The organism is Micromonospora sp. NPDC049049 (assembly GCF_040649115.1).
Classification (GTDB): domain Bacteria; phylum Actinomycetota; class Actinomycetes; order Mycobacteriales; family Micromonosporaceae; genus Micromonospora.
In genome coordinates this window covers 103,710-129,046 of the sequence record NZ_JBEZEX010000018.1, presented here as the reverse complement: position 1 = coordinate 129,046, position 25,337 = coordinate 103,710, and the positions used below count along the sequence as shown (strand labels likewise).

The 25,337-nt window shown below is 70.7% G+C and carries 18 protein-coding genes; 8 read left to right on the top strand and 10 right to left on the bottom strand.

Features of this window, described 5'->3' with window-relative positions; all coding sequences use genetic code 11:
• The first annotated feature begins 15 nt into the window (after nt 1-15).
• Complete coding sequence (locus tag AB0B68_RS19795) at nt 16-1,485, top strand: O-antigen ligase family protein (protein WP_357261621.1); 1,470 nt, start codon at nt 16-18, stop codon at nt 1,483-1,485.
• Between the two features lie 41 nt (nt 1,486-1,526).
• Here AB0B68_RS19795 and AB0B68_RS19790 read toward each other — a convergent pair whose 3' ends face one another.
• Genes AB0B68_RS19790 through AB0B68_RS19775 form a run of 4 tightly spaced genes read right to left on the bottom strand, consistent with a single transcriptional unit; the run spans nt 1,527 to nt 6,347 of the window.
• Nucleotides 1,527-2,780, bottom strand: coding sequence for a glycosyltransferase (locus AB0B68_RS19790; protein WP_357261618.1), 1,254 nt, complete (start codon nt 2,778-2,780; stop codon nt 1,527-1,529).
• The gene (locus tag AB0B68_RS19785; protein ID WP_357261615.1) at nt 2,777-3,964 is read right to left on the bottom strand and encodes a glycosyltransferase family 4 protein; all 1,188 of its coding nucleotides are present in this window, start codon (nt 3,962-3,964) and stop codon (nt 2,777-2,779) included. Before AB0B68_RS19785 ends, AB0B68_RS19790 begins: the two co-directional genes overlap by 4 nt.
• Nucleotides 3,961-5,385 (bottom strand): oligosaccharide flippase family protein, encoded by a 1,425-nt coding sequence (locus tag AB0B68_RS19780; RefSeq protein WP_357261612.1) that lies wholly within the window; start codon nt 5,383-5,385, stop codon nt 3,961-3,963. The genes AB0B68_RS19785 and AB0B68_RS19780 overlap by 4 nt, the downstream gene beginning before the upstream one ends.
• Nucleotides 5,382-6,347, bottom strand: coding sequence for an NAD-dependent epimerase/dehydratase family protein (locus AB0B68_RS19775; protein ID WP_357199883.1), 966 nt, complete (start codon nt 6,345-6,347; stop codon nt 5,382-5,384). Before AB0B68_RS19775 ends, AB0B68_RS19780 begins: the two co-directional genes overlap by 4 nt.
• A gap of 170 nt (nt 6,348-6,517) precedes the next feature.
• Here AB0B68_RS19775 and AB0B68_RS19770 point away from each other — a divergent pair, with 170 nt between their 5' ends.
• A complete protein-coding gene (locus AB0B68_RS19770; RefSeq protein ID WP_357261609.1) occupies nt 6,518-8,545 on the top strand; it encodes a hypothetical protein in 2,028 nt (675 codons plus the stop codon).
• Between the two features lie 13 nt (nt 8,546-8,558).
• On the opposite strand, the gene AB0B68_RS19765 is transcribed toward AB0B68_RS19770, so the two are convergent.
• Nucleotides 8,559-9,098 (bottom strand): acyltransferase, encoded by a 540-nt coding sequence (locus AB0B68_RS19765; RefSeq protein ID WP_355007144.1) that lies wholly within the window; start codon nt 9,096-9,098, stop codon nt 8,559-8,561.
• A 117-nt stretch (nt 9,099-9,215) separates the two neighbouring features.
• Nucleotides 9,216-10,349, bottom strand: a complete 1,134-nt coding sequence (locus AB0B68_RS19760; protein ID WP_357261606.1) for a glycosyltransferase family 4 protein — start codon at nt 10,347-10,349, stop codon at nt 9,216-9,218.
• Nucleotides 10,350-10,562: 213 nt separating this feature from the next.
• On the opposite strand from AB0B68_RS19760, the gene AB0B68_RS19755 reads away from it, so the two are divergent.
• Entirely contained in the window at nt 10,563-11,291 is a 729-nt protein-coding gene (locus tag AB0B68_RS19755) for a NeuD/PglB/VioB family sugar acetyltransferase (protein WP_357199892.1), read from the top strand.
• Here AB0B68_RS19755 and wecB read toward each other — a convergent pair.
• Together wecB and AB0B68_RS19745 are read right to left on the bottom strand one after the other, a co-directional pair.
• On the bottom strand, nt 11,220-12,344 hold the full coding sequence (gene wecB / locus AB0B68_RS19750; RefSeq protein ID WP_357199895.1) for a UDP-N-acetylglucosamine 2-epimerase (non-hydrolyzing): 1,125 nt from the start codon (nt 12,342-12,344) through the stop codon (nt 11,220-11,222). The two genes, AB0B68_RS19755 and wecB, sit on opposite strands and share 72 nt — an antisense overlap.
• The gene (locus tag AB0B68_RS19745; RefSeq protein ID WP_357261603.1) at nt 12,341-13,444 is read right to left on the bottom strand and encodes a glycosyltransferase family 4 protein; all 1,104 of its coding nucleotides are present in this window, start codon (nt 13,442-13,444) and stop codon (nt 12,341-12,343) included. The genes wecB and AB0B68_RS19745 overlap by 4 nt, the downstream gene beginning before the upstream one ends.
• A gap of 365 nt (nt 13,445-13,809) precedes the next feature.
• On the opposite strand from AB0B68_RS19745, the gene gmd reads away from it, so the two are divergent.
• The 3 genes from gmd to AB0B68_RS19730 are packed head-to-tail and all read left to right on the top strand — an operon-like array spanning nt 13,810 to nt 17,161.
• Complete coding sequence (gene gmd, locus AB0B68_RS19740) at nt 13,810-14,823, top strand: GDP-mannose 4,6-dehydratase (protein WP_355007140.1); 1,014 nt, start codon at nt 13,810-13,812, stop codon at nt 14,821-14,823.
• Nucleotides 14,820-16,040: a glycosyltransferase gene (locus AB0B68_RS19735; protein ID WP_357261600.1), complete on the top strand. Its 1,221-nt coding sequence runs from the start codon at nt 14,820-14,822 to the stop codon at nt 16,038-16,040. The genes gmd and AB0B68_RS19735 overlap by 4 nt, the downstream gene beginning before the upstream one ends.
• A complete protein-coding gene (locus AB0B68_RS19730) occupies nt 16,037-17,161 on the top strand; it encodes a DegT/DnrJ/EryC1/StrS family aminotransferase (RefSeq protein ID WP_357261597.1) in 1,125 nt (374 codons plus the stop codon). Before AB0B68_RS19735 ends, AB0B68_RS19730 begins: the two co-directional genes overlap by 4 nt.
• Before the next feature lie 45 nt (nt 17,162-17,206).
• On the opposite strand, the gene AB0B68_RS19725 is transcribed toward AB0B68_RS19730, so the two are convergent.
• Nucleotides 17,207-18,463, bottom strand: coding sequence for a hypothetical protein (locus tag AB0B68_RS19725; RefSeq protein ID WP_357261594.1), 1,257 nt, complete (start codon nt 18,461-18,463; stop codon nt 17,207-17,209).
• Complete coding sequence (locus AB0B68_RS19720; RefSeq protein WP_357261591.1) at nt 18,460-19,779, bottom strand: hypothetical protein; 1,320 nt, start codon at nt 19,777-19,779, stop codon at nt 18,460-18,462. The genes AB0B68_RS19725 and AB0B68_RS19720 overlap by 4 nt, the downstream gene beginning before the upstream one ends.
• Before the next feature lie 314 nt (nt 19,780-20,093).
• Here AB0B68_RS19720 and AB0B68_RS19715 point away from each other — a divergent pair, with 314 nt between their 5' ends.
• Both AB0B68_RS19715 and AB0B68_RS19710 read left to right on the top strand, forming a co-directional pair.
• A complete protein-coding gene (locus tag AB0B68_RS19715; RefSeq protein ID WP_357200391.1) occupies nt 20,094-21,968 on the top strand; it encodes a nucleoside-diphosphate sugar epimerase/dehydratase in 1,875 nt (624 codons plus the stop codon).
• Nucleotides 21,969-22,166: 198 nt separating this feature from the next.
• The gene (locus tag AB0B68_RS19710; RefSeq protein WP_357261588.1) at nt 22,167-25,271 is read left to right on the top strand and encodes a M14 family zinc carboxypeptidase; all 3,105 of its coding nucleotides are present in this window, start codon (nt 22,167-22,169) and stop codon (nt 25,269-25,271) included.
• Nucleotides 25,272-25,337 lie beyond the last annotated feature (66 nt).

Here is a 25,337-nt window from a genome sequence, read left to right as displayed (position 1 = left end):
TTCAAAGGACTTCACGTGGGAAACCGAATGGGCCAACTGGGCCTGCTCGTCGGCGCGACGTGTCTCGTGGTGGTCACCACCATCGCGGCCATCACCGCCCCGCTGGTCGCGACCGGGTTGGTGGCGCTGGTGCTGCTGCTCGCCTTCAGTCGGCGGGTGGACGGCTGGCGGTGGATGCTGGCCCTGACCATCGGCCTTCTGGTGTGCGCCTCGTCGAATGTGCCGGCGGTGGTCGAGGCCAGCTTCTATCCCCGGTACGCGGCGGTCGCGGGCCTGGTCCTCTGGGGGCTCTGCCTACCTGGCCGCACGCCGGCGCGCACCGATGTCTGGACCCGCGTGTTCGTCGCCGCGCTCTGGACGATGGGCGGCCTAGCCACGGTGAGCTTCGCCTGGTCGGTGGTCCCGATGGAGACCCTCCAGCGGGGCGTCGCGCTGCTGCTGCTGGCCGCCCTGGTGCACGTGCTCGTCCGGCGTCGGTGGCCCGATGCTGCGGTCATGATGGCCGATCTGCGCGTGGTCTACCTGGTCCTCACCGCGTCCATCGTGGTCAGTCTCGGCATCGGGTTCGCCGACGGCACGCTCGTCGCGGCGACCTCCAGCGTCACGCGGTTCCAGGGCCTCTACAACAACCCGAACATGCTCGGCATCGTCTGCGCCCTGACGATCCCGTTGGGCTGGGCGGTCTACCGGCAGTCCCGGCGGCAGGTCGTGCTGCTCGGCATGGTGCCGGCCGCCGCCAGCCTGCTGCTGTCCCAGTCGCGTACCGCGCTGATCGCCGTGCTCGTCGGCGCGCTCTGGCTGGTGCTGCGCTACGGGCTCGGCCGGATGGTGCGGCTGACCGCGGGGGTGACCGCCCTGCTGCTGGTGGCACACCTGCTCAACATGCTGCCCACCGTCTTCGCCGCACCCTGGATGCGCCAGTTCGTCCTGCGCTTCACCGACCCCACCGGCGGCGACCTGTCCAACGGGCGGACCCAGATGTGGCAGACGACCGTCGACCTGTGGTGGCAGAACCGCCCCACGCTGGGCTTCGGGTACGCGTCGCGCAACCACCTGTTCGAACTAGCCGGCGCCGACGAGTTCTTCGGCACCGCCGGCGTCAGCGTGGTGCACAACAGCTACCTGCAGCTGCTGTTGGAGCTGGGGCTCGCCGCCGTGATACCGCTGCTGCTACTGCTCCTGGCCGCGGGGCGGGTCGTCCTGCGGGCACCGGTACGCCGGGCCGGCGCGGGTCTGGTCTGGCTCGTCGTCACCGGTCTACTGATCCAGGTCACCGAGTCGGCCATGTTCGGCACGGGCCAGACCTACCCGTACGTGTTCTGGACCGTGGTCGCCGCCGCACTGCTGCACCTGCCGAAGTGGCCGGACCCCGCCGACCGGGAGGCCACGGCCCGCGCCAACCCGCCCCACGCGGAGGCACGCCATCAGCGGGCCGGCGTGTTCGACGAGGGCGTGCCACGCCGACCCACAGCCCTGCTGCGCTAGCGCCCGCGCACTGCGCGAACCCCGGCCGGTGGGTGTCGGGCTCAGTTGCCCCGGTCCGCCGTCACGAAGGCGCTCACCCTGTCCCGCCAGGCCCGGTGGTCGAACGACTCGCGGGCCCGCGACCGGGCCGCCCCGCTCATCGCCGTCCATTCCTCGTCGCGCAGCCGCAGCGCCCGCTCGACCGCCGACCGGACATCGTCCGGCTCGTTGCCGTCGAGCACCAACCCCTCGACCCCGTCGTGGACGTAGGCGGCGAGGTCACTGGTGTGGTTGAGCAGCACCGGGCATCCAGCGGCGAGACTCTCCGGCACCTTGGACGGAAACCCGTTGGCCGCGTACCCCCCGGTGGGGCGGACCAGCATCGAGAAGTGCGACTCCGACAGCAGGGACAGCACGGTCTCACGCGGAACGCGCCCGAGGAACCGCACGTCCGCCGAGACGGCGTCCAGCACCCCGACGTCCAGATCCGAATGGGCGGCGGCGTCCTGCGCGCTGACCCCGGCAATGGTGAGGCTGACCCGCCGCTGGTGCTCCGGAGCGAGCCGGCTGAGCCCCCGCAGGATCACGTCGAGCATGTCCTTGCGCCCGGGGGTGCCGGCGTAGAGCAGGCGCAGACCGTCACTGATCGGGGGTGGTTGGGGCGCCCGGAACTCGTCGCAGTCCACCTGCGGCGGCACCACGAGCACGTCCAGGCCATGGCCGGTCAGGTAGTCGGCCAGCGTGGTGGAGACCGCCGTGGCCCGGCCGACGAGCCGGGTGGCCAGGAACGTCGACCAGCGATGCCGGACGAAGTACGGGGTGAGCCAGCCGCGGCGGAACTGCCGTCGGTCGTGGCGTTCGCTGGCGTCCACCACGACCGGGCACCGCAGCACGAGGCGCAGGGTCGCCCAGTTACCGAGGGTCAGCAGGGCCATCGGCAACAACACGACACTCACGTCACCGCGACCCACGCCGACCCGGCGCACGGCCCGCAGCACGCGCAGCGGTCGGGCCAGCCGGGCCGACGCGCGGGTGAGGTGGTGCCGACCGTGGATCCGCATGGTGACCAGGTCGATGCCGGCCACGCTTGGCTGCCCGGCCGGGAAGACCACCTCGCAGGGCCAGTCGTTGACCACCAGCGTGTGCGCGCCGTCGGGCGCGGCGGAACGGGCGAGTTGCAACAGGCGGTTGGAGGTGGCGTCCCCGTGCGGAAAGGCGTACGCGCCCACCAGCAGCGGACGGGGCCGGTTGGCCCGCCCGGTCGAACCCGCCTCCCGGCGCGGTTGCCGGCCGATCACGGTTGTCTGATCGTTCATCTCTCTCCCCGTGTCGAGAGGGCCGGCGGCCGGGGTGGCACCGGGTGGTGCGGGCGGCCCGACGCCCACCGTCGGTAGATCGTCAAGTGGGTGGCGGCCGCCGTGTCGATGGCGAAGACGCTGCCCCCGAACCGCTCCGACGCCGCCGAGGCCGAGGTCTGCCCGGTGTACGACGCCGCCGCGCACACCGCGCTCGCCCACCGCTCCGGCGGGGCGTCGGTGTCGACGATGGTCACGCCGGGCAGGTGCTCGTCGATGAAGCGCACCCCTGGCAGGTCGGCGGCCACCGTGCCGATGCCCAACGCGATGGGCTCCAGCACGCCCCCGGGCAGCCCTTCCAGGCAGGACGGGTGGATGACGACGTCGGCCTGGCTCAGCAGCCCGCCCACGTCGTCGCGCGGGCCCAGCAGGTGCACCCGGTCGGCGAGACCGGCGGCGACCGCCGCCACCCGGACGCGCTCGTCGTCGGCGTCGTCGCCCGGCCCGATGAGGACGGCGTGGGCCTCCACGCCCCTGGCCCGCAGCTCGGCGATGATCGGCGGCAGGAGCCAGCGCCGCTTCTCCGGCGAAGCCCTGCCGACGCTGACGCAGACCAGTTCGGCCGGGCCTGCGCCGATCAACTCGCGTAGGTCGTCGCGGCTGGGGTGGCGCAGCCGGTCCAGGTCGAGTCCGTTGAGGACCACCTGGCACCGGGGGTCGTCGCGCCAGAGCGGATCGTAGGCGAAGGTGAGCGAGCTGGGCGAGACGCCGAGGATGTCGGTGGCGGAGATCCGCAACAGCCGTTTACAGATCCAGCGGTAGACGCGTCGGCGCAGGTTGCGGTGCTGGTTGTCGTCGCCCCGGAAGTGGGCGACGCGGACGGGCACACCGCACAGGGCGGCGAGCGCGAGCAACACCCCGGAGAAGTTGGCGCAGTCGACGTGCACCACGTCCGGTCGCAGTCGACGCAGCAGGCCCAGGAAGCGGGTGGCGAAGCGGAGGTCCAGCGGGATCGGGGTGACAGTGCCGCCGTGCCGGCTGATCACACCAGCCAGCGGGCCGGGACCGATCCGGTCGCTGAGCGTCACCAGGTGCACCTCGACGCCGGCCGCGGAGAGACGAGGTAGCAGTTCGGCGGTCCGCATCTCGGTGCCGCCGAAATTCAGCTCGCCGACGACCCGCAGCACCCGGCACTGTCCGGTCACGTCGGCTCTCCCCCGCTCAGTGCCCGGCGGTATCCCACCAGCGCGGCCGGCCCCATGGTGAGCACGTACGCGACGCAGGCCGCCGCCGGCAGGCCGGCGAGCCCGAACTCCCGCAGCGCCCAGATCTTGAGCGCGGTGGCCAGTAGCAGGAACGCGGCCCAGCCGACGAACTGCGGCCGGAGCAGCCCGATGCTGTTCTGTACCAGGATCAGCGGGGAGGTGACCGCGATCAGCAGGGACCAGATCGCCAGCCCGATCAGCACGGTGACCGGAATCTCGGTGCGATCGATGCCGCCCACCCACAGGTCGATCAGCCGGTGGCCGTAGCCGACCAGCACCACCCCGACCGCCCCCACGATCACCCCGTAGAGCAGCACCATCCGCCGCGTGTTGCGACGCACCCAGGCCACCTCGCCCCGCGCCAGAGCGGCGCCGTTCACCGGCCAGACCGTCATACCGACCAGACCGACGAAGATCGAGAGGACGCCGAACAGCTTCCCCACCACCGCGTAGTGCGCGGCCGCGGTGGGCCCGAGGACGTTCGCGACAAGCGGGCTGTCGACGTTCAGCGCGATCGCCGACATCGTGGTGAGCGCGAAGAACCGCAGACCCAACCGGAGCAGACCGACAGCGGTGGCCCGGTGCACGAGCTTCGGGCCCGGTCGCGGTCCGCGATCCTGCAACCAGAAGTACGTCACGCAGTTCAGCAGGTTGGTCACCGGCACGGCCAGCACCGCGCAGGCGATGACCGCCAGTGGTCGCCACCCGGCGGCGATGGCGGCGAGCACGGCAGCCATGGCCGCCAGAGCCCCGGCCGACTGCCAGATGTTGCTCTGCACCACCTGGCCCCGGGCGTACTGGATCCGCTGGATCAGCGAGAGCGGGATGTTGACCACGAAGGCGCCGAAGCAGAGCAGGATCAGGGCGGACGCCTCTGCGGCGACACCCGGGTCGCTGACGTTGAACAGTGCGGCCCAGGGCACCACGGGTACGACGAGCACGAGACCCGCCAGCAGCGCGACCGCGACCACACCGAGGGTGGCGACGGCGCTGGAGATCTCCCGGGCCTGCTGCCGGGGGTCGTCGGCCAGGTGACTGAGCCGGGTGAGCAGCCCGTTTCCCAGCCCCAGATCGGCGAACCACGCCATCCCGGTGAGGGCGGTGACCGCCATCCACAGGCCGTACCGTTGGTCGCCGAGGAACCGGAAACACGCGGGGGTGATGACCAGGGGGGCGGCCAGGCCGATACCCTTCGCCACCATCGCGGCGGCGATGCCCACCGTGACCGTGCGGTCCCGGTCCTTCGCCGCCGCCGAAGTCGGCGAAGTCGGCGCGGCGGGCGCGACGGTGGTGGCGGCGGCTGGCACCACCGCCACCGGAGCCAGCGGCTCCGGTACGGCCCGACTCGCTGCCCGAGTCACCGAGGTGCGGCGACTACGGCGCGCTCGGCGTCCAGCCGACCGGCCATCCACTCGACTGTCGCGCGCAGGCCCTCCGCACGGGCGACGGGCGCGACGTCCGGGAACAGGTGCCGCAGCGTGGCGTTGTCGGCCAGGGAGTGCGCGACGTCGCCGGTACGCGGCGGCGCGTACTCGCGGGCGATCGGTCTGCCGCACAACCACTCGAGCTCGTCGAGGACCCGCAGCAGGCTGGCCCGGGCGCCGAAGGCCAGGTTCACCGGATGCGGGTGATGTACCCGGCGGCGCAGTGCGTCGAGGATGACGTCGCAGACCGTGCCGACGTAGGTGAAGTCGCGCGACTGTGTCCCATCGCCATGCACCACCACGGGTTCGTCGCGCAGGGCGGCGTGCACGAAGCGGGGGATGACAGCCGCGTACGCGTGGTCGTGTCGCTGCCCCGGGCCGAACACGTTGAAGAAGCGGAAGGCCATCGTCGGCAGCCCGAACGACGCCTGGTGGGCCAGGGCGTACGCCTCGGTGGCGAGCTTGCTGGCCGCGTACGGGCTCATCGGGCGGGTCCAGGTCAGCTCGGCCTTGGGCAGGGCCGGATTCATGCCGTACACCGACGAGGAGGACGCGACGAGGACGTGCGCGACCCCCTGTCGTCGCGCCGCCTCCAACACCATGAGGGTGCCTGTCGCGTTCGCGTGGTGGGACGCCAACGGGTCGCTCAGCGAGCGCGGGACGCTGGGCAGCGCGGCCAGATGGACCACCGCCTCGCGGCCCGCCATCGCCTCGTCGAGGGCGGCCGGGTCCAGGATTGAGCCCTCGATCAGCTCGACGTCCAGACCGTCGAGGTTGGCCCGCAGCCCGACCGAGAAGTCGTCGAGGACGGTAACCCCACCGATTGTGGGCTCGACCATCGCGGCGCGGGCCAGATTGGACCCGATGAAACCGGCTCCGCCGGTGATCAGAATGCGCATGAAACCCCCCGTGAGCGCCAGAACACCTGTTCATCGAGTGAACCCGGCCCGCGTGACGGCGACAGCAGAAATTTCACCCTGTCCGGGTGCTGACCGACAACGACCAGCTTCGCCCCGACGGCGCACAGTGAGGTTTCGTCGTCACTGCAATCGAGGTGGAGGTTCCGACCATGCCCGAGCTGATCGTCTACCGGTCCAACGCCCTGATGTCCGTGAGGTCGCGCTTCGACAGCACCCGGGACCTCGTCATGCCGGCCAACCTCGCGTACGCCGAGGCGATGGTCGGTATGTGGCACTCCGGTCTCCCCCAGGTCACCCTGGTGCCCTCCACCGCTACCGACGCCCAGGTGTGGCCAGTCATGTCCGCCGTCGGGACGAAGATCCACGACACCTCCGACGACAACTGCCCGATCAATACCGGCTGGTCGTACGTCGGCGGCAACCACGGCTACAACGTCGGCAACCAGATCGTCGTCGCCAACCACGGCAAGACGAGCGTCGACGTGGGCTCGCAGTGGACCGACGGCACGCGCACCTTCACCCTGCTGGCCATCACCAACGCGGACAGCCTGCTGTTCGGCAACCCGTACACGATCGTCGACGGCATCGCGCAGGGCGCCCGGGTCAAGCCGGGCGCGCCGCTCACCCACCTCTCGGGGGCGACCCACACTGCGACAGTGCCGATCACGGGTCTGACGCCCGACGTGCAGATCCGCCCGGCCACCCACTCCCACACGGTGACTGTCGAACTCGACGGGCGACCGGTGCCGGACGGCCGGTTCACGGGGCAGGAGTTGACGATCCGGGAGTCGTACCTGATCCCGTCCTACCGGGGGATGATCGACACCGCACGGGCGAACATCGGCACACCCATCAGCACGATCATGTCGCGGATCCAGTCCCTGTGCCGCATCTCGAACGTCTACCGCTGGTCGCAGGGCGGCCTGCTGGTCGGGCAGACGGTGGCCGCGCTGGAGCGGTTCACACTGAACGCCGGGGTGACCCAGTGCGGTCCGTTGACCCCGGTCGCCGGCGGCACCCGCCGGCAGTTCATGCCGAACGTGGACGCGGCCGGCGGCCTGAACTGGTCGGTGTGGGCCAACATCGACACGCTCGCGGCCCTCACCGACTTCACCCCGGCGACCCTGACGAACCGGCTGATGCCGGCGAGCAGCATGACCCAGTGGGTGCTCAACAGCGGCCAGATCCAGCAGTGGGGCATCGCCGTGGGGCTGCTGCCGGTCGCCGACGGCGTGCCCGAGATCCGGGCCCGGCACACCACGGCCAAGGGCTGGTTCATCACCTCCAGCCTGAAGAAGAACTACCCGCAGTTGGTGTGGGGCCGCACCCTGGAGGCCGGCGAATCAGTGACCGGAACCGCCTACCGGCGCTACCTGGCACCGCCCTCGGCGGCCACCCAGATCGTGGTGTCGGACTCCACAGGCGACTTCGTGATGATCGAGCGGGTCGAAGCGGTGGCCCAGGCCCAGATGGCGGCGCCGCAGCTGTTCCACCGGCTGCTGGTCCCGGCCGGCCCGACGAACCTCACCGTGCCGGACCGGGTCGCCGTCGGCGGGATCTCGTACAGCATGGCGGTCCCCACCGGGTACGGGATGTGGCGCGCGGAACCCGACCCGGCGCGGGTGGGGCCGCTGCCCGGCGCGACGTGCCCGCGTGGCAGTTGGTTCCTGGCTCTCGCCGGCCCGACCCAGCAGGTCGCCTACACCGGCACCTACCAGGTGCTGCTGCTGCATCCGGTGTACCTGGCGGAGCCGACCCCGGTCGACCGGGTGTGCGTCGAGGTGACCGCCGCGGGCTCCGGGGTGCTGAGGCACGGCGTGTACGCCCACGATCCGGCCACCGGCCGGCCCGCCGGTCTCGGCCCGATCGCCGACTTCGGCAGCGTCGAAATCACGTCCACCGGGGTCCAGGAGTCGGTGTTGAGTGGCTCCGTGGTGCTGCCCGCCGGCTGGCACTGGTACGGGCACGTGTGGCAGACGAGCGGCCTCACCCCGCCCACGTTGCGGGCCAGCAGCGCCGGCGCCGGCACCACCCTCAACCTCGGCACCAGTTCGGCCGCGATGACCGGGGACCGGTTCGGTTACGAGGTGACCGGCACGACCGGCGCGTTGGGGGCGATCACCATCGCCGGTGTCCACCAGCTGCCGCCACCACGGGTCGCATACCGGAGGGCCTGACCCGGCGCACGGGTCAGACTGTGGTCACGCCGTAGATCTTTTTCATCGCCGCGTGCTTCTCCGGGACGGGAAGGTGCCCGATGCCCAGCGACCTGGCCTGCAACCGTTCGAGGTACTCGTCCGTCGTCCGCAGCGGTCGGGCCGGGACACCGGCCGCCACCGTGTTGTCCGGGATGTCGCGTGTGACGATCGAGCCCGCCCCGATGACACACCGGTTTCCGATGGTGACCCCGGCCAGGATCATCGACCGCATCCCGATGTAAACGTCGTCGCCGATCGTGATCGGGGCGGTCCAGTCCAGGTCGGGATGGTCCTTGCGCAGGATCAGGGTGCCGCCGTCGTGCGTGACGAACTGCACCTCGGAGGTGATGTAGACGTTGTTTCCGATGGTGATCAGCCACGGCTCCGAGCCGAACATCGCCCGGCTGATGCCGTAGAACCTGACCCGACCGGTCAGGTTCACCCCCAGGGACCGCGCGAACGCCTCGGGGTCACGGGTGGCGGCCAGGTGGTCCTGGACTCGTCGGACCATCGTACGAACGCGCTTGGGCACGTGCTGTCCTCGCTCATCGGAGCCTACCGGGGTGGCGGACGACGGACCCGGCAACGCGGGCCCAGCCATTGCAACGACGCAGCTCCAGCCCGAGTGACGCGGTCGCGCCCAGCCGGATCAGGCGCAGAACTGCCGGGCGTGGTCCAGCACGTTGAGTTCCCGGACCTGTTGTCGCCAGAGTCGGTAGCGCCGGCCGGCGATCTCCTTCGCCTCGGCGCGCTCCCGGGCTGACCGGTTGGCCAGCCGGTCGAGGGTCTCACTCAGCGCGGCAGCGGTCGCGGGTCGGACCACCGCTCCCCCGCCGGTGGCGATCAGGTCGCTGAATGGCGTCGCGTCGGAGCAGACCACCGGGCAACCGGACGCGAGACTTTCCAGGATGACGTGTCCGTAGTTCTCGCCAAGCGTCGGGAAGAGAAAGGCGTCGTATCGGCTGAACGTCGCCATCACCTCGTCCGCCTTGAGTTCCCCGAGGTAGCGGACCCGGACGTGGTCGGGCATCGCGTCGATGAGGCGTCGGCAACCCGCCCAGTACTGCTCGTCCTCCCGCGGACCGTAGATGTCGAACTCCAGCGGGCGGGTCGCGCCGGCGACCGCCTCCAACGCCCTGGTGAGGTTCTTCATCGGGGAGATCCGGCCGACGAACACCAACCGCAACGGCCCGTCGTGAGCGACGGCCGGGGGTGCCGGCTGTTCCGGGATCGGGCACTCGTTGCCGTTCACCATGATCTGCGCCCACGGCAGGACGGCGCGGATCTGGTTCTTCTCCAGCCCACTGCACGCCTGCCAGCGCACGTCGAGCCGACGCAGCAGCGGGGCCCAGACCGCCAGGAAGAGCCGCTTCTTGCGCGCCTTGATGGCGAGCGCGCCGGGCGAGAGCTCGCCGCGCGGGGCCAGCATGATCGCGCGGACGCGCACCAGTCGCAGCGCCACTGCCAGAATCGGCAGCACCGAGAAGAGGGACCAGAGGCTGTTGACGTAGATCAGGTCGACCGGGCGGGACCGGATGTGCCGAGCCAGTCGGACCCAGTGCCGCAGCGCGAACGGGCCGAGGTAGAAAACGGTGCAGCGCTCGTCGCGCCGCACCAGCCGCCCGGACAGGCCCGGGTAGGGTTTGGGCGAGCAGAGGTCCCGGTCTCCGGTGATCAGGGTGACGTCGAGGTCATCCGGCAGGGTGTCCAGGATGAACCGCAGGGAGCGGATCGGGCCGCCGCCACGAAAGCCCGGCTCGAAAACGCGAGCGGTGGCGAGCACCCGGTAAGCCGCCGTGGTCGCGGATCGCGTTGCCCCCCTGGCTGTCCCGGCGCTGCCGGGCAGACGCGTCCTTGCCAGCTCGTTCACCTTTGGTTCACCTTCCAGACTGCTGACCCGGCGTCGGCGCCGGCACTCACCCGTCACCATCGGCACCGGTAACCGGTTCAGATGACGGAGAGCGGCCAGCGTTCTCCGTAGCCGAGGGAGCCGCGGTTGACGACCGACGTAGTGATCGTAGGCGCGGGTGGGATGGGCCGTGAGGTATATGGGGTCATTCGGCTGCTGAACACCATTTCGGACAATGCGCCACCCTGGCGGGTTCTGGGCTTCGTCGACGACTACCCCACCGAGCTCCACGTCGAGTCGGTCCACCGCCTCGGCGTTGCCTTCCTCGGCCCGACCCGATGGCTGGCAGCCCAACCGGTAAGCACCCATGTGGCGCTCGGCGTCGGGCATCCGAGGTTGCGCCGCGAGACCGACCAGGCCATCGCCGAGTACGGCCTACCGGCGGCCACGGTGCTGCACCCGGCCGCCGAGATCGGCCCCGACTGCGTCTACCAGCAGGGACTGTTCGCCGCCGGCGGCGCCCGGGTGACGACGAACGTGCTGTTGGGGCGCCACGTGCACCTCAACCAGAACTGCACGGTGGGGCACGACACCGTGCTCGGGGACTATGTCTCGGTCAATCCGCTCGCTGCGGTTTCCGGGTACTGCCGGCTGGGGGACGGCGTCCTGGTGGGCACCACGGCCGCGATCCTGCCGAAGCTGACCGTTGGCCGGGACGCCACTGTGGGCGCGGGTGCCTGCGTGACGCGCGATGTCGCCCCGGAAGTCGTGGTCACGGGTGTTCCGGCCCGGCCCATGGACCGGTCACCGGCGAATGCCCGCCCAGTCGTGATGGCGGCGCACGGTCGACAGGATGAAGTCGACCACCCGGCGTGACGTGTCGGGAACCTGGTAGTCGAGCGGGCAGGCGACCGAGCCGTCGGCCACCTGCGCGACCACCACCCGGATGGCCTCGACGACCCCGTCGGGTTCCAGGCCGGTCATCACGATCGCCCCGCTGTCCAGCGCCTCGGGACGCTCGATGGATTCGCGCAGGGTCACCGCCGGGAATCCGAGAATCGCGGCCTCCTCGCTGACGGTGCCGCTGTCGGAGAGGGTGCACCGGGCATGCCGTTGCAGCGTCACGTAGTCGAAGAAGCCGAACGGCTCGTGGAAGGCCACGCCGTCGAGGTGCAGGCCGTCGCCCGCGAGCGCCTCCAACCGCTTGCGGGTACGCGGATGCGTGGAGACCAGCAGCGGTAGCCGCCACTCGTCGCGGACCGCCCGCAGGCACTCCAGCAGCCGACGGAGCCGGTCCGGGTGGTCGACGTTCTCCTGCCGGTGCGCGCTGACAACGAAGTAGCCGCCCGGTTCGAGTTCAAGCTGGGCCAGCACGGTGGATCCGTCGATCTGCCGCCGGTAGTGGTCGAGCACCTCGCGCATCGGTGAGCCGGTGTGCAGGATGCGGCGCGGGTGCAGCCCTTCGGCGAGCAGGTTGCGCCGGGCGTGCTCCGAATAGACCAGGTTGAAGTCGGCGATGTGGTCCACCATGCAGCGGTTCGTCTCCTCCGGCACGTTCAGGTCGAAGCAGCGGTTGCCGGCCTCCATGTGGTAGACCGGCACGTTCATCCGACGGGCCATCAGTGCCGAGATCGCGCTGTTCGTGTCACCGAGCACCAGCAGCGCGTCCGGGCGCAACTCGGTGATCGCCCTCTCCGTACCGACCAGGACGGCGCCGAGGAGGCTGCCGAGCGACCGGGTGTCGGCCCGCAGGAAGAGATCCGGAGCGCGGACCCCCAACTCGCTGAAGAAGACATCGGAGAGCGAGGGGTCCCAGTTCTGCCCCGTGTGCACCAACGTGTGCTCCACGGTCCGATCCAGTGAGTCGATCACCCGGGCCAACCGGATGATCTCCGGCCGGGTTCCGACGACGGTCATCACGTGGGTCACTTGACGCCTCCTGGCGGCAGATGTGCGGATTCGGCCCGCTGGGCGGGAAGTGGGTGGGGCTCCCGGTACGCGGGATCGCGAATCACCCGCCACGCCTGGTCGAGGACGCTGATCGGAGCCCTGCTCGCCCGCCAACGGCGGTACGCGGCTCCCGCCTCGACCCGCGCCGCGTGCCGCTGCTTGGGGGTGCTGGTCGCCACCTGAGTGACAAGGGCGCCCAGTGCCGCCGCGGTCAGCTCGGTGAGGACCAGCCCGCCGCCGTCGCGCAGCACCGCCGTCCACGGTGTCCGGTCAGAGCAGAGCACCGGGCAGCACGCGGAGAGGCTCTCGGCGATGGCGTTACCGTAGTTCTCCCCCTGGGTCGGCATGACGAAGGCGTCGTAGCGGGAGAAGGTCGCCCGGACCTGCTCGGGCAGCAGTTCACCCCGGTAGCTGACGGCGACCCAGTCGGGCAGCTCGGCCAGGTGCTCCCGGCAGCGTCGCCAGTACGCCTGGTCCTCCACCGGGCCGTAGATGTCCAGCCGCACCGGCACCGGCACGAAGGCGAGCGCGGCCAGCACCAGGTCGAGGTTCTTCATGGGCGAGATCCGCCCGATGAAGACCAGCCGCGCGTGGTGGGTCGCGGGTATCTCGACCGGCGTCTCCTGCGGCTCGGGACCCCGGCTGACCGCGACGACGCCGATCCGCGCCCGCGGCAGCACCCGCCGGATGTCGTTTGCCTCGACAGGTGTGGTGGCGTGCCACAGCACCCGACGGTCGAGCAGCATCCAGCGCCAGGCGGTCAGGAAGATCCGCTTACGGAATCGGTGCACCCGAAGGGCGGCCTCGCCGAACTCACCCCGGGGCGCGACCAGGATTCGGCCCACCCGCAGCAGACCGAGTCGGGCCGCGGCCATGGGCAGGATGGAGAACGTCGACCAGACGCTGTTGACGTACAGCAGATCGAAACGGCCGGCGCGCAGCGAGCGCCAGAGGAACCGCCACTGCCCCGGCCGACGTACGCCGAGATAGAAGACGTTGGTCCGGCCGACCCGGGCCCAGCGGCCGGAGAGGCCGGGATAGGGGTCGCGGCATCCGAGATCACGATCGCGGGTCAGCATGGATGTCTCAATATCGTCACTGGCCAGGGCGAGCACTTCGGAAATGGACCGGACAGGCCCTCCGGCACGCCAGCCAGGAGCGAAATAGCCGGCCGTGACAAGGACGTGGAATTTGTTCTTGTCGACAGTCGCCAGTGTTTCTCGGGTGTCCGCCGCGGGGGTGGGTTCGCCGGCCATCCTCGCTCCTCGATTGCGCCACGGGATCGATTGACTCAACGAGTGGATGCCCGATCCGTGACTGAGTCACCTTCTCAAATGGACGGCGCAGAATAAATTCCGCCAGATTCATGAAACCTCAGAAGCGGCGTGCCCGAGAGCGATATAAGGAACCGCGGGGGAAAATTGGCCCAGCGGAGAGGGACTTCATGTCACGAACGGCACTCATATCCGGCATCACCGGTCAGGACGGCAGTTACCTGTCAGAGTTCCTGCTCGACAAGGGATACACGGTGCACGGCATCAAACGGCGGTCGTCCTCTTTCAACACCGAGCGGATCGACCACGTCGACGTCCATCCGCGCAGCGGCGACGCCCGCCTCTTCCTCCACTACAGCGACCTGTCCGACCCGGCCTCACTGACCGCGCTGATTCGGGACATCCGCCCCCACGAGATCTACAACCTGGGCGCGCAGAGCCACGTCCGGGTGTCCTTCGACATCCCCGGCTACACGGCGGACGTCACCGGGCTCGGGGCGCTGCGCATGATGGAGGCGGCCCGGTCCGCCGACGTCGGCTGCCGGTTCTACCAGGCGTCCTCGTCGGAGATGTTCGGCTCGACCCCACCCCCGCAACGCGAGGAGACCCCGTTCCACCCGCGCAGCCCGTACGCGTGCGCCAAGGTGTACGCCTTCTGGTCGGCGGTGAACTACCGCGAGTCCTGGAACATGTTCTGCGCCAACGGCATCCTGTTCAACCACGAGAGCCCGCGCCGGGGTGAGAACTTCGTGACCCGCAAGATCACCCGTGCGGTGGCCAGGATCGAGGCCGGCATCCAGGACAAGCTATACCTGGGCAACCTCGACGCCGTTCGGGACTGGGGCTACGCGCCGGAGTACGTCGAGGCGATGTGGCTCGCTCTCCAGCAGGACACCCCGGACGACTACGTGATCGCCACCGGCGAGGGTCACACCGTGCGCGAGTTCGTCGAAGCCGCGTTCGACCGGGTCGGGTTGGAGTGGCAGCAGTACGTGGAGCTGGACCCGGCCTACTTCCGCCCGGCGGAGGTCGACGCCCTCATCGGCGACTACTCGAAAGCCCGACGCACCCTGGGGTGGGCGCCGAAGACGCTCTTCAGCGACCTGGTCCGGGTCATGGTCGACGCTGACCGGCAGCTCCTCGAGGACGAGCGGATGGGTCGACTGATCCGGGTGGACCGGTGAGGGTCGCGGTCGACGCCGCAGCCATCCGTCCCGGTCACGCCGCGGGGCTCGAAGCCTTCACCTACGGCCTGTTGACCGGCATGGCCACCGACGACTCCTGCGAGCTGCGGGTGAACGTCCTGCGGGGCACGCTGCCCCAGTGGCGGCAGCAGGTGCCCGACGCGCGGATCGGCTGGACCGAGGTGGCGCAGCCGCTCCGCTCCGACAACCCCACCGGCCAACTGCTGCGCCGGTGGACGCCGAGGGTGATGCGTAACTCCCGCACGGTTCGCACGGCCGTCAACGCGGTCCGGCAACGGTCCGTCGTACGGCACGCCGACACCGACGTCACCCTGTCCCCGGTCCACTCTGCACCGATCGGATCGGCCAGATCGGTCGTCGTCCTGCACGACACACGCCACCTGGGGGCCGAGTTCCACGCCCCCGGCTTCGCGGCGGTGATCCGGGAGAACGTGGCCCGCGCGGCGGCGATCGTGGTCACCTGGCCCCATCCGTACCGGGAGACCCTGCGCCTCTTCCCGGAGGCCGCGGAGCGGACCGTGCTCATCCCGACCCCGGCGTTCCAACCCGCACCGGAGCGCGCGCACGCGCGGCCCGAACCGGGGCTGCTGGTCTACCCGTCGTCCACCGCGGAACACAAGAACCACGCGACCCTGCTGGAGGCGATGGCGCTGCTGCCGGACTGCCGCCTCATCTGCCCGGGGCCGCTGGTCGAGCCCGAGGCGAGCCGGCTGCTGGCCCGCGCCGCGCAACCCGACCTGCGCGGCCGGGTCTCCTTCCCCGGCTTCGTCAGCCTGGACGAGCTGAACGCCATCTACGCCCGAGCCGACGCGGTGGTCGTACCCTCACTCTGGGAGGCCGCCAGCGGCGCGATGCTGGAAGCGTTCACCTGGGGTCTCCCGGTCGCCTGCGCCGACGTCGAGCCGTTGCGCGACCAACTGGAGTTCAACCGCGCCGAGGCCGCGGTCTTCGAGGCGCGGGATCCGCGATCCCTGGCCGAGGGGGTGCGGCACCTGCTCGACGACCGGGAGCGCTACGCCGCCGCCTCCCGACGGGCGAACGGCCGGCTGGCCGGTCGCACCTGGGCGGCCACCGGCCGCGACTACCTGGACGTCCTGGGCTGGGCGGCGCGGGGTGGATCGGGCCCGGTGCCACGGTCTCCCTTCGTCACGGCCGCCGCGAACGACACCGCGGCCGGCGGAGGGGACGGAACATGAGCATCGCGGACGACACCTATCCGGTGGCCCGACCGAGCCTCTCCACCTTGGAGGAGCGGTACGTGGTCGACGCGCTGCGGAGCGGGTGGATCTCCTCACAGGGCCCGTACCTGCGCAACTTCGAGGAACGTTTCGCCCGACGGTGCGCCGCCGACACCGCCCTGACAACCAGCAACGGCACCGTCGCGCTGCACCTGGTCCTCGCGGCGGCCGGCATCGGGCCGGGGGACGAGGTGATCGTCCCCGCGTTGACCTACGTGGCGACGGCCAACGCTGTCGCGTACTGCGGCGCGCGTGCCGTCTGCGTGGACGTCCTGCCGGAGAGTTGGTGTGTCGACCCGGCAGCGGTACGCGGCGCGATCGGGCCGCGTACCCGGGCGGTCATCGCCGTCGACCTGTACGGGCACCCGGCCGACTACACCGCCCTGCGCCATCTCTGCGACCGGCACGGCCTGCTCCTGGTCGCCGACGCGGCGGAGTCGTTCGGCGCCACCGTCGACGGGCGACCCACCGGCTCGCTCGCCGACGTCACCACCTTCTCGTTCTTCGGCAACAAGGTGCTCACCTCCGGCGAGGGCGGCTGCGTGACCACCTCCGACGCGGCCCTGGCCGAGCGGATGCGTCTGCTGCGTAACCAGGGCATGGACCCGCAACGGCGGTACTACTTCCCGGTGCTGGGCTACAACTACCGGATGACGAACCTGTGCGCCGCGGTGCTCTGCGCCCAACTGGAGCGGGCCGACGAGATCATCGCCCACCGGGACCGGGTGATCGCCGGTTACGAGGAGCAGTTGGCCGACGAGCCGGCGCTGTCGGCGCAGCCGGTGGCCGCCGGAGTTCGCCGCGCGCCGTGGATGGCGGCCTTCCTCGTCGGGGCCGAGGGGGACGCGACGTCCCGGGACGCCCTGGCGCGGGCACTCGCCCGGCTCGGCGTGGAGACCAGACCGTTCTTCGTGCCGATCCCGGACCTACCGGCGCATCGTGATCCCGACGCGGACTGTCCGGTGACCGAGGACCTGAGTCGACGTGGCATCAACCTGCCCACGTACGTCGATCTGACCGAACCGGCGGTCAAGGCCGTGGTGGAGCGGGTCCGCGCCGCCCTGGCGACCATCGCCTGACCCGCCGCCGGACCCGTGCCGACGGCGTCGGCGCGGGTCCGGCGGTCAGACTGGTTGGACCGCTGGTGCGCGGTCCGCCGCGCGGTCTCGCAGCAGCAGGAGGTAACTGCCGCCCCAGGCGACCGCGCTGAACAGGGCCAGCAGGACCAGCGCACCCGCCGCGCCGGGCGCGCCGAACAGAACCGCCCCAGCGACGACCGCCGGTACGCGGAGCCCGCCGAGCAGGATGCCGAGCACGATCGCCCGCCGGCTCGCCCGCTCGACCCGCAGCCCGGCGAAGCCGATCGCGGCCGGCACGGCGAGCAGGCTCTCCAGCGCGAGCAGCACCAGCAGGCTCCGGGCGACGGTCCAGTTGGCGCCGAGCAGTTCCTTGCCGACCGAGTCCGGCAGCAGGGCGACCGCGACGGTCAACGGCAGGACGGCGGCGGCCACCAGTAGTGCCAGCCGGACAGCCGCCCGCGTCCGCACCGAGGGGGACTCGGCACGGGTGCGGGCCAACTGCGGCAGGATCAGCGTGGCCGCCGTCGACAACACCAGGTTGACCGGGCCCAGCAGCGTGCGCCCGGCGCTCAACGCGCCGACCACCGCCGTGCCGACGACCAGCGCCACCGCGGTCAGCGCCAGCTGCGCCGACCCGGTGGTCAGCAGGAACTGCGCACCGAACCCCGCCGCGACGCGGGTCTCGGCTCGGCTGACCCGCCAGCCGGGCACCAGCGCGTACCGGCGCCGGGCCGCGACGACCACACCGATGAGAGCACCACCGACGGCCCACAGGGCGAAGACGTACGGCGTGTCGATCACCCGGAGCAGACCGGCCAGCGCGGCACACCCGGTGAGCGCCGCCCAGGCGATCTCCTGGGCCATCGCCGCCGAGGGAGCGCCGATGCCGACGGCGACCGCCTTGGTGTAGTCGTAGAGGACCAACCCGGGCAGGGCGAGGCCCGCGAACAGCAGGTAGGGCGATCCGTACGCCGCGCCGGCGGCGCAGACCGGGGTGCCACCGACGAGGCCGAGCAGGATCGCCCGCCGGGCGGCCGACGCGACCCCGTCCCCGGTGGCCAGCACGGTGTCGGTGACGGTGCTCCGCACCAACCCGGAGCCGACGATGTAGAACGAGAAGGCGAGGGCGAACTGACCCAGCCCGCCGACCGACTCCAGTCGGGTCACGGTGATCGCCAGCAGCAGGTTGCCGCCGCTGGAGAGCCCGCCGACGACCAACGCGAGCAGCGCCCGACGACCGGTGCGTCGACCGGCTGGCGCGTCGGCCCGGCCGACCGCGTGCCGGCCTACCCGTACGGTCACCGGAGCGCGCCCGGGACCGTGGGCAACCGACCATGGTCCGGTTTGCGGGCCCCGTGCAGGGGTCGACGGCTGAGCCCCAGCAGGACGAAGACCGGCATCGCCGCCACCACGTGTTGCAGAAAACTGATGGTGGAGTCCGGATAGGTGTTGGACCAGAGCAGCGGATCGAAGAGCACCAGGCAGAAGAGGCTCAGCCGGATCGGGCCGGGGGGCCCCCGCCAGCGCAGCAGCACCGCCGCCACGGCGGCCCAGAAGGCATGCACGGCGACCACGCCGACGGCGCCGTCGAAGAACCAGATGTTGCCCAGCAGCAGAAAGGTGTACGCCGATGTCGGCCCGCCGCCGATGTACTGGTTGATCCGCTGCCCGGTGGAGATCGGCGGCCGGTCCGGATCCAACACCCGGGGCACCAACCCGTACCGCAGGTAGTCGCTGACCCCGGGTTGACCCAGGTCGACCGGGACGTCGAAGCCCGCCACCACGCTGAGCTGACTATCCAGCCGCAGTCGGTCGGTGGCGGTGACCTTGGTGTCCACCGCGACGCCGCGATCCTCCCGGATGGCGTTGCGATGCTCGAACACGGCCGGCCACGCGAGGAAGAGCACCACCGCACAGAACACCAGGTGGCGCAGTCGGAAGACGCCGCAGAGCGCCCCGGTGGAGGCCACGAAGAACAGCAGCGCGACCAGGGGTGCCGATCTGGCTGTCAACACGGCGATGTAGGCCTCCGCGCCGACGAGGACGGCCAGCCAGCCGTACAGCTTCGCCCGTGACAGCCGACCACTCAGGTGGCTGGCCACCAGCAACGCGAAGCCCAGGGCCGTCCACCCCGAGAAGAGCGTGCTCACCATGGCGAGCGGCCCGCCGGACAGGTCACCGGAGACCTGGTTGACGATGGTTCCCCTGCCGAGGTGGGCCCCGAGCACGTTCGCTGTGACACTGATCAGCGTGACCACGATAGCGACCGGATAGAGCCACGGATACCGGGCGTGGGCGCGTCGGAAACCCTCTCGCCAGCGCGGATCGGGGCGTGCGGACAGCCAGCCGATCGTCTCCACGGCGACGCTGCCCAGCAACGCGAACCCGACCAGGGAGACGATGAAACCGATCTCCGGGTTCCGGTAGAAGGCCGCCATCGGCAGGATGAGCAGCGCGTACGGGGCGAGCACGACGACGGTCACCGGATAGCAGCGGAGCACCCGACCGACGAGATCCCGCCGGGCGCCAGACGCCCGGTCTCCGGTTGGCCGATCCATCCGCGCCTCGGTCGCACCGGTCGCCCCGCCGGGGTCGAGGGCAGCCCCGGGCCAGGTCATCGCGCGCGGGCCCCCTTTGGGATGTGGATGGTCGCTCCTGACCCAACGAGCCAACCGACCGAGCGAAACGCCCCTGCGTACGCGTCGCACATGTTGATCGCTCGGGGGGTGACGGCACGATGCTGGGCCGCCGCGAGGAGCCTCACCGGCAACGGCACGCCTGCCGGGATTCCCGACGTCGAATCAGACAACCGGTCATAGAAATGTGAAAACCGGATTTGGCGGCGCATATTCCGCTAAGCAGTTGGGGGACGTTCGTGGCCCCTGACCTGCCCTGGGTCATCTTCGGCCACGGACAGGACAGGGAGTCATAGATGCCGCCGGAGATACAACGGGTTGAGCAAACGGCGTCGACAGCCACCGGCCGGGCCAGGGTGAGTCGTCGGACCGCCATCTTCCTCGCCGCCGACGCCCTCGGCTGGGTCGGCGGGTTCACGGTCGCAGGCTGGGCGAGGTACGAGCTAGCTCTCACCATCGATCAGGCGGTCAACGCGATACTGCTCGGCGGCGGAGCCGCCGTGCTGCACGTCGGCGTCAGCGCACTGCGTCGCATTCGGTCCGGTCGTCAGCCCCTCGGCACCGTCGAGGAGGTTCGGGGGCTCGCCGGCACCACCGCCACCACGGCGGCTATCGTCCTCGTCGCCCTTCTCGCGCTGGGCGAACGTCCGGTGCCGGCCAGCACCCCGGTGATCGGTGCCGCGCTGGCGCTGCTGTTGATGCTCAGCTGCCGTCTCCTGCACCGCCACCGGCGGGACCGTGCGATGCGCCCGGACGCCCGCTCGGCGACCCCGGTGCTCCTCTTCGGTCTCGGCGAGGCCGGGCAGGGCCTGGTACGCGCGATGCTCAGCGACCCGAAGGGCCGCTACCTACCCGTCGGCGCGCTCGACGACGACCCGGGCAAACACGACCTGCGCATCGCCGGTGTCCCGGTGCTGGGCGGCCGGCAGCACCTCGTCGACGTGATCCGCCGCACCGGCGCCACCACGGTGATCTTCGCGGTGGCCAACGCCGACGCCACGCTGATCCGCGAGGTGCGGGAGGCGACCCTGCGCACCGGCACGGCGTTCAAGGTCCTGCCACCGGTCCGGGAGCTGGTGGATCACCGGATCACGGTCAGCGACGTGCGGGACGTCCAGATCAGTGACCTGCTCGGCCGACGCCAGGTGGTCGGCGACCTGACCCTGGACGACAACGGGCTCACCGGTCGACGCGTTCTGGTCACCGGCGCCGGGGGCTCGATCGGCTCGGAGCTGTGCCGGCAGATCATGCGCGCCAACCCCGGTGAGCTGATGATGCTGGACCGGGACGAGTCGGCCCTGCACAGCCTTCAGATGTCGCTCACCGGGCGGGCGCTGCTGGACGGACCCGAACTCATCCTCGCCGACCTGCGGGACGATGAGGGAGTCCGGCGCATCATGCGGCAACGCCGCCCCGAGATCGTCTTCCACGCCGCCGCGCTCAAGCACCTGACCCTGCTGGAACGGCACCCGGGCGAGGCGGTCAAGACGAACGTCTGGGGAACGCTCTCCGTGCTGGACGCGTGCCGGGACGTCGCCCGTTTCGTCAACATCTCCACCGACAAGGCCGCCGACCCGATCAGCGTCCTCGGCTACTCGAAGCGCATCACCGAGATGCTGACCGCGCACGCGGCGGCGACCTACCCGGGCACCTTCCTGAGCGTCCGGTTCGGCAACGTCCTGAGCAGTCGTGGATCGGTGGTGACCGCCTTCCAACGGCAGATCGAGGCAAGGCAGCCGCTGACCGTCACCGACCCCAACGTCACCCGTTACCTGATGACGGTGCAGGAGGCGGTGCACCTGGTCCTCCAGGCAGCCGCCATCGGCCGCGACGGAGAGGCACTGGTGCTCGACATGGGCGAGCCGGTCCGGATCGACGACCTGGCCCGCCGCATGGTCGAGCAGGCGTCCAGCCCGGTCCCGATCGTCTACACCGGGCTACGCCCCGGGGAGAAGCTGCACGAGGACCTGCTCGGTCAGGGCGAGGCCGACCACCGACCGCTGCACCCGCTGATCTCGCACGTGACGGTACCGGTCCTGGATCCCTTCGAGGTGAGTGGACTGGACCCGTTCGACGAACCCGCCAAGGTTACCGACCAGCTCGCCCGGCTCTGCGGCATCCTGCCCGGTCCGCTTCCCGAGCGACGCGCCGGGATTCCGCTGGCACGCTGACGCCGTCGCAACCGGGGCCGGCGCACTCCCCGCGTCGGCCCCGGCGCGAGCTGACGGAGCCTCCCCACACGACCCGCCACCTGTCACAGCCGGCTCCGGCATCGACACGGGCAGCAACGGCCCACCCATCGACCGATTGACAGCGATCAGTCCACACCGAAGGCTCGCGCCTACAGGTCCTTCACCCAAGGAGGCGCGATGAGACCGAGACGACTGGCGATCGCCAGCGTGGTCACCCTGCTCGGCGCACTGGCACTGACCCCACCCGCCAGCGCGCGGCCACCATCCGAACCGGGCGCCCGCGACGGCCTGGAGGTCTACGTCGGCACTGTCGACGCGAAACAGCGGGATCAGCTACGCGCGGCGGGGGTCGACCTCGGCCACGACGCGAAGACGGACGCGACCGGCAAGACGACTGTCGAGACGGTGCTCAGCCGCCGGCAGGCGAAACGGCTGACCGACCAGGGCGTCCCGTTGGCGGTGAAGAAGGTACGCGGCAAGGACGCGTCGCAGGCGCTGCGGGAGCAGGCGGCGGCGGGTTGGACGGCGTTCCGGCCCTATGGGGAGCCGGGCGGCCTGCGGGACGAGCTGAACGCCACAGCGGCTCGATATCCCAAGCTGACCAAGGTGGAGACGATCGGCCGCACGCAGCAGGGCCAACCGATCGTCGCCGTGAAGGTCACCAAGAACGCGCGGACCGTCGAGGACGGGAAGCGGCCCGCCGTGCTCTACGCCGGCGCGCAGCACGCCCGCGAGTGGATCACGCCGGAGATGACCCGCCGACTGATGCACCACGTCCTGGACAGCTACGGCACCGACCGGGAGATCACCAGACTCCTGGACACGACCGAGCTGTGGTTCCTGCCGGTGGCCAACCCGGACGGCTACGACCACACCTTCACCTCGGGCAACCGCCTGTGGCGCAAGAACCTGCGGGACAACAACGGCGACGGCCAGATCGGCTCGGGCGACGGCGTCGACCTCAACCGCAACTTCAGCTACAAGTGGGGGTACGACAACGAGGGTTCGTCGCCGGACCCGAACAGCGAGACCTACCGGGGCTCGGGCCCCAACTCGGAGCCGGAGACCAAGGCACTGGACCGGCTCTTCAAGCGGGTCGGGTTCGAGTTCTTCGTCAACTACCACTCGGCGGCCGAACTGCTGCTCTACGGCCTCGGTTGGCAGGTGAGCACTCCCACCCCGGACGACGAGATCTACAAGGCGATGGCCGGTGACGACGCGCACCCGGCGGTGCCCGGCTACGACCCGGACATCTCCGCCGAGCTCTACACCACGAACGGTGACACCGACAGCCACGCCACCGTTCGGTACGGCACGCTGGGCTTCACCCCGGAGATGTCCACGTGCGAGGCCGCTTCGGCGGTCGACCCCGACGACGAGTGGCGCCCGGAGGACTGCGTCAGCGGCTTCATCTTCCCCGACGACGAGGAGTTGATCGCTGGGGAGGTGAGCAAGAACCTGCCCTTCGCGCTGGCCGTGGCCAAGTCGGCGGCGGACCCGGACGAGCCGGTCTCGGTCGTCGGACGGAGCACCCCGGACTTCGTGGTGGACGCCTTCGACACCTCGTACGGGCGCACCCAGCAGGTCGCCGCGATCACCCGGCGGGCGCTGAAGAACGTGAAGATGCACTACACGGTCAACGGTGGGCGGCCGAAGACCGTAGCGGTCCGCGAGTGGCGCGGCGGTGAGCGGTACGGCGGCACGCACGACGACTACTACGCCGAGCTTCGCGGCACTGTCGGCGGCACGAAGCCGGGCGACCGGGTGGAGGTCTGGTTCACCGGCAACAAACCCCGGTCCGGGGTGGTCGCAAGCGTTCACTTCACCTACCGGGTGCACACCGACATCGGAGGGGACGTGCTGGTCCTCGCCGCAGAGGACGTCACCGGCCTCAGCCCGGCGCAGACCGGCACCACAGCGAAGTACGCCGACGAGGTCGCGGCGTCGCTCAGCGCCGCCGGGCGGACGAGCGACGTGTACGACTTCGACGCGATGGGCCGCAAGGCCCCGCACCCGCTCGGTGTCCTGTCGCACTACAGGGCCGTGGTGTGGGAGACCGGTGACGACGTGATCATGCGCTCCCCCGGCCAGGTCGCCGGCACCGCGGCCAGGGCTGCGTTGGACACCGAACTGGCCGTTCGGGACTACCTGAACGAGGGCGGGAAGCTCCTGGTCAGCGGCCAGTACGCGTTGTTCGCCCAGGGTGCCAACGGTTCGTACGTCTACCACCCGGACGCACCGCCGGAGTGCACGAACGCCGACGATCCCGCCTGCCTGCCGCTGCTGAACGACTTCCAGCAGTACTGGTTGGGGGCGCACACCTACGTCAGCGACGGCGGCACCGCGCCGGAGGGAGAGCCGTTCCCGGTCGCCGGAAGCGACGGCGCGTTCACCGGTTTCACCGGCCAGCTCAACGGCTCCGGTTCGGCGGAGAACCAGGGACACACCGCGTCGTTCCTGACCACGTCGAGTTTCCTGCCGCCGGACGAGTTCCCGCAGTTCGCCAGCTCCGCGCCGGTGGGCTGGACCCGACCGGGTGGTGCGCCGTTCGACCCGCGTACGGGTGAGTGGTACCTGCACAGCGGGCAGGCCGACGAGTCGTACAAGCGGCTCACCCGCACCGTGGACCTCAGCGGGGCGAGCAGCGGAGAACTGCGCTTCTTCACCTCGTACGAGATCGAGCAGGACTGGGACTTCCTCTTCGTCGAGGCGCACGAGGTGGGCAGCGACGAGTGGACGACCCTGCCGGACGTCAACGGCAAGACCAGCACGGTCACCGGGGAGAGCTGCGCCTCGGGTTGGGACCAGCTGCACCCGTTCCTCGCCCACTACCAGGGCGCGGGCTGCTCCCCCACCGGCAGCACCGGCAGCTGGAACGCGGCGACCGGGACGTCGAGCGGCTGGAAGGAGTTCGTTGTCGACCTGACCGCGTACGCCGGCAAACAGGTCGAGGTGTCGATCACGTACGCCTCGGACTGGGGCACCCAGGGTCTTGGCGTCTTCCTGGACGACGCCCGGGTGGTGGTCGACGGGTCGACGGTGGCGGAAACCTCGTTCGAGTCCGCCGACCTGGGAGGTTGGACGGTGGCCGGGCCACCGGCCGGCTCCGGTGGTAACGCCAACGACTGGTCGCGCAGCCAGCAGGCGTTCGAGGAGGGTTCGGTGGTGGTCACCGGGGACACCGTGTATCTGGGCTTCGGGTTGGAGGGCCTCCCCCCGGCGGCCCGCGACGACCTGGTCGCCCGCTCGCTGACTCACCTCACCGGGCAGCCCCGCCCCTGACGGCGGCGAGGTGCGCCGACGGTCCGCGGGCCGTCGGCGCACCTTCGGTGTACGCCGGGTACGGTC

Coding starts and splice junctions, on each gene's coding strand:
- AB0B68_RS19775 (WP_357199883.1), bottom strand. CDS start 6,347: ATGCGCATTCTGATCACCGGCGGAGCCGGTTTCATCGGGTCCAATCTG.
- AB0B68_RS19745 (WP_357261603.1), bottom strand. CDS start 13,444: ATGCTGACCCGCGATCGTGATCTCGGATGCCGCGACCCCTATCCCGGC.
- AB0B68_RS19710 (WP_357261588.1), top strand. CDS start 22,167: ATGAGACCGAGACGACTGGCGATCGCCAGCGTGGTCACCCTGCTCGGC.
- AB0B68_RS19715 (WP_357200391.1), top strand. CDS start 20,094: ATGCCGCCGGAGATACAACGGGTTGAGCAAACGGCGTCGACAGCCACC.
- AB0B68_RS19770 (WP_357261609.1), top strand. CDS start 6,518: ATGCCCGAGCTGATCGTCTACCGGTCCAACGCCCTGATGTCCGTGAGG.
- AB0B68_RS19790 (WP_357261618.1), bottom strand. CDS start 2,780: ATGAACGATCAGACAACCGTGATCGGCCGGCAACCGCGCCGGGAGGCG.
- AB0B68_RS19730 (WP_357261597.1), top strand. CDS start 16,037: ATGAGCATCGCGGACGACACCTATCCGGTGGCCCGACCGAGCCTCTCC.
- AB0B68_RS19720 (WP_357261591.1), bottom strand. CDS start 19,779: ATGACCTGGCCCGGGGCTGCCCTCGACCCCGGCGGGGCGACCGGTGCG.
- gmd (WP_355007140.1), top strand. CDS start 13,810: ATGTCACGAACGGCACTCATATCCGGCATCACCGGTCAGGACGGCAGT.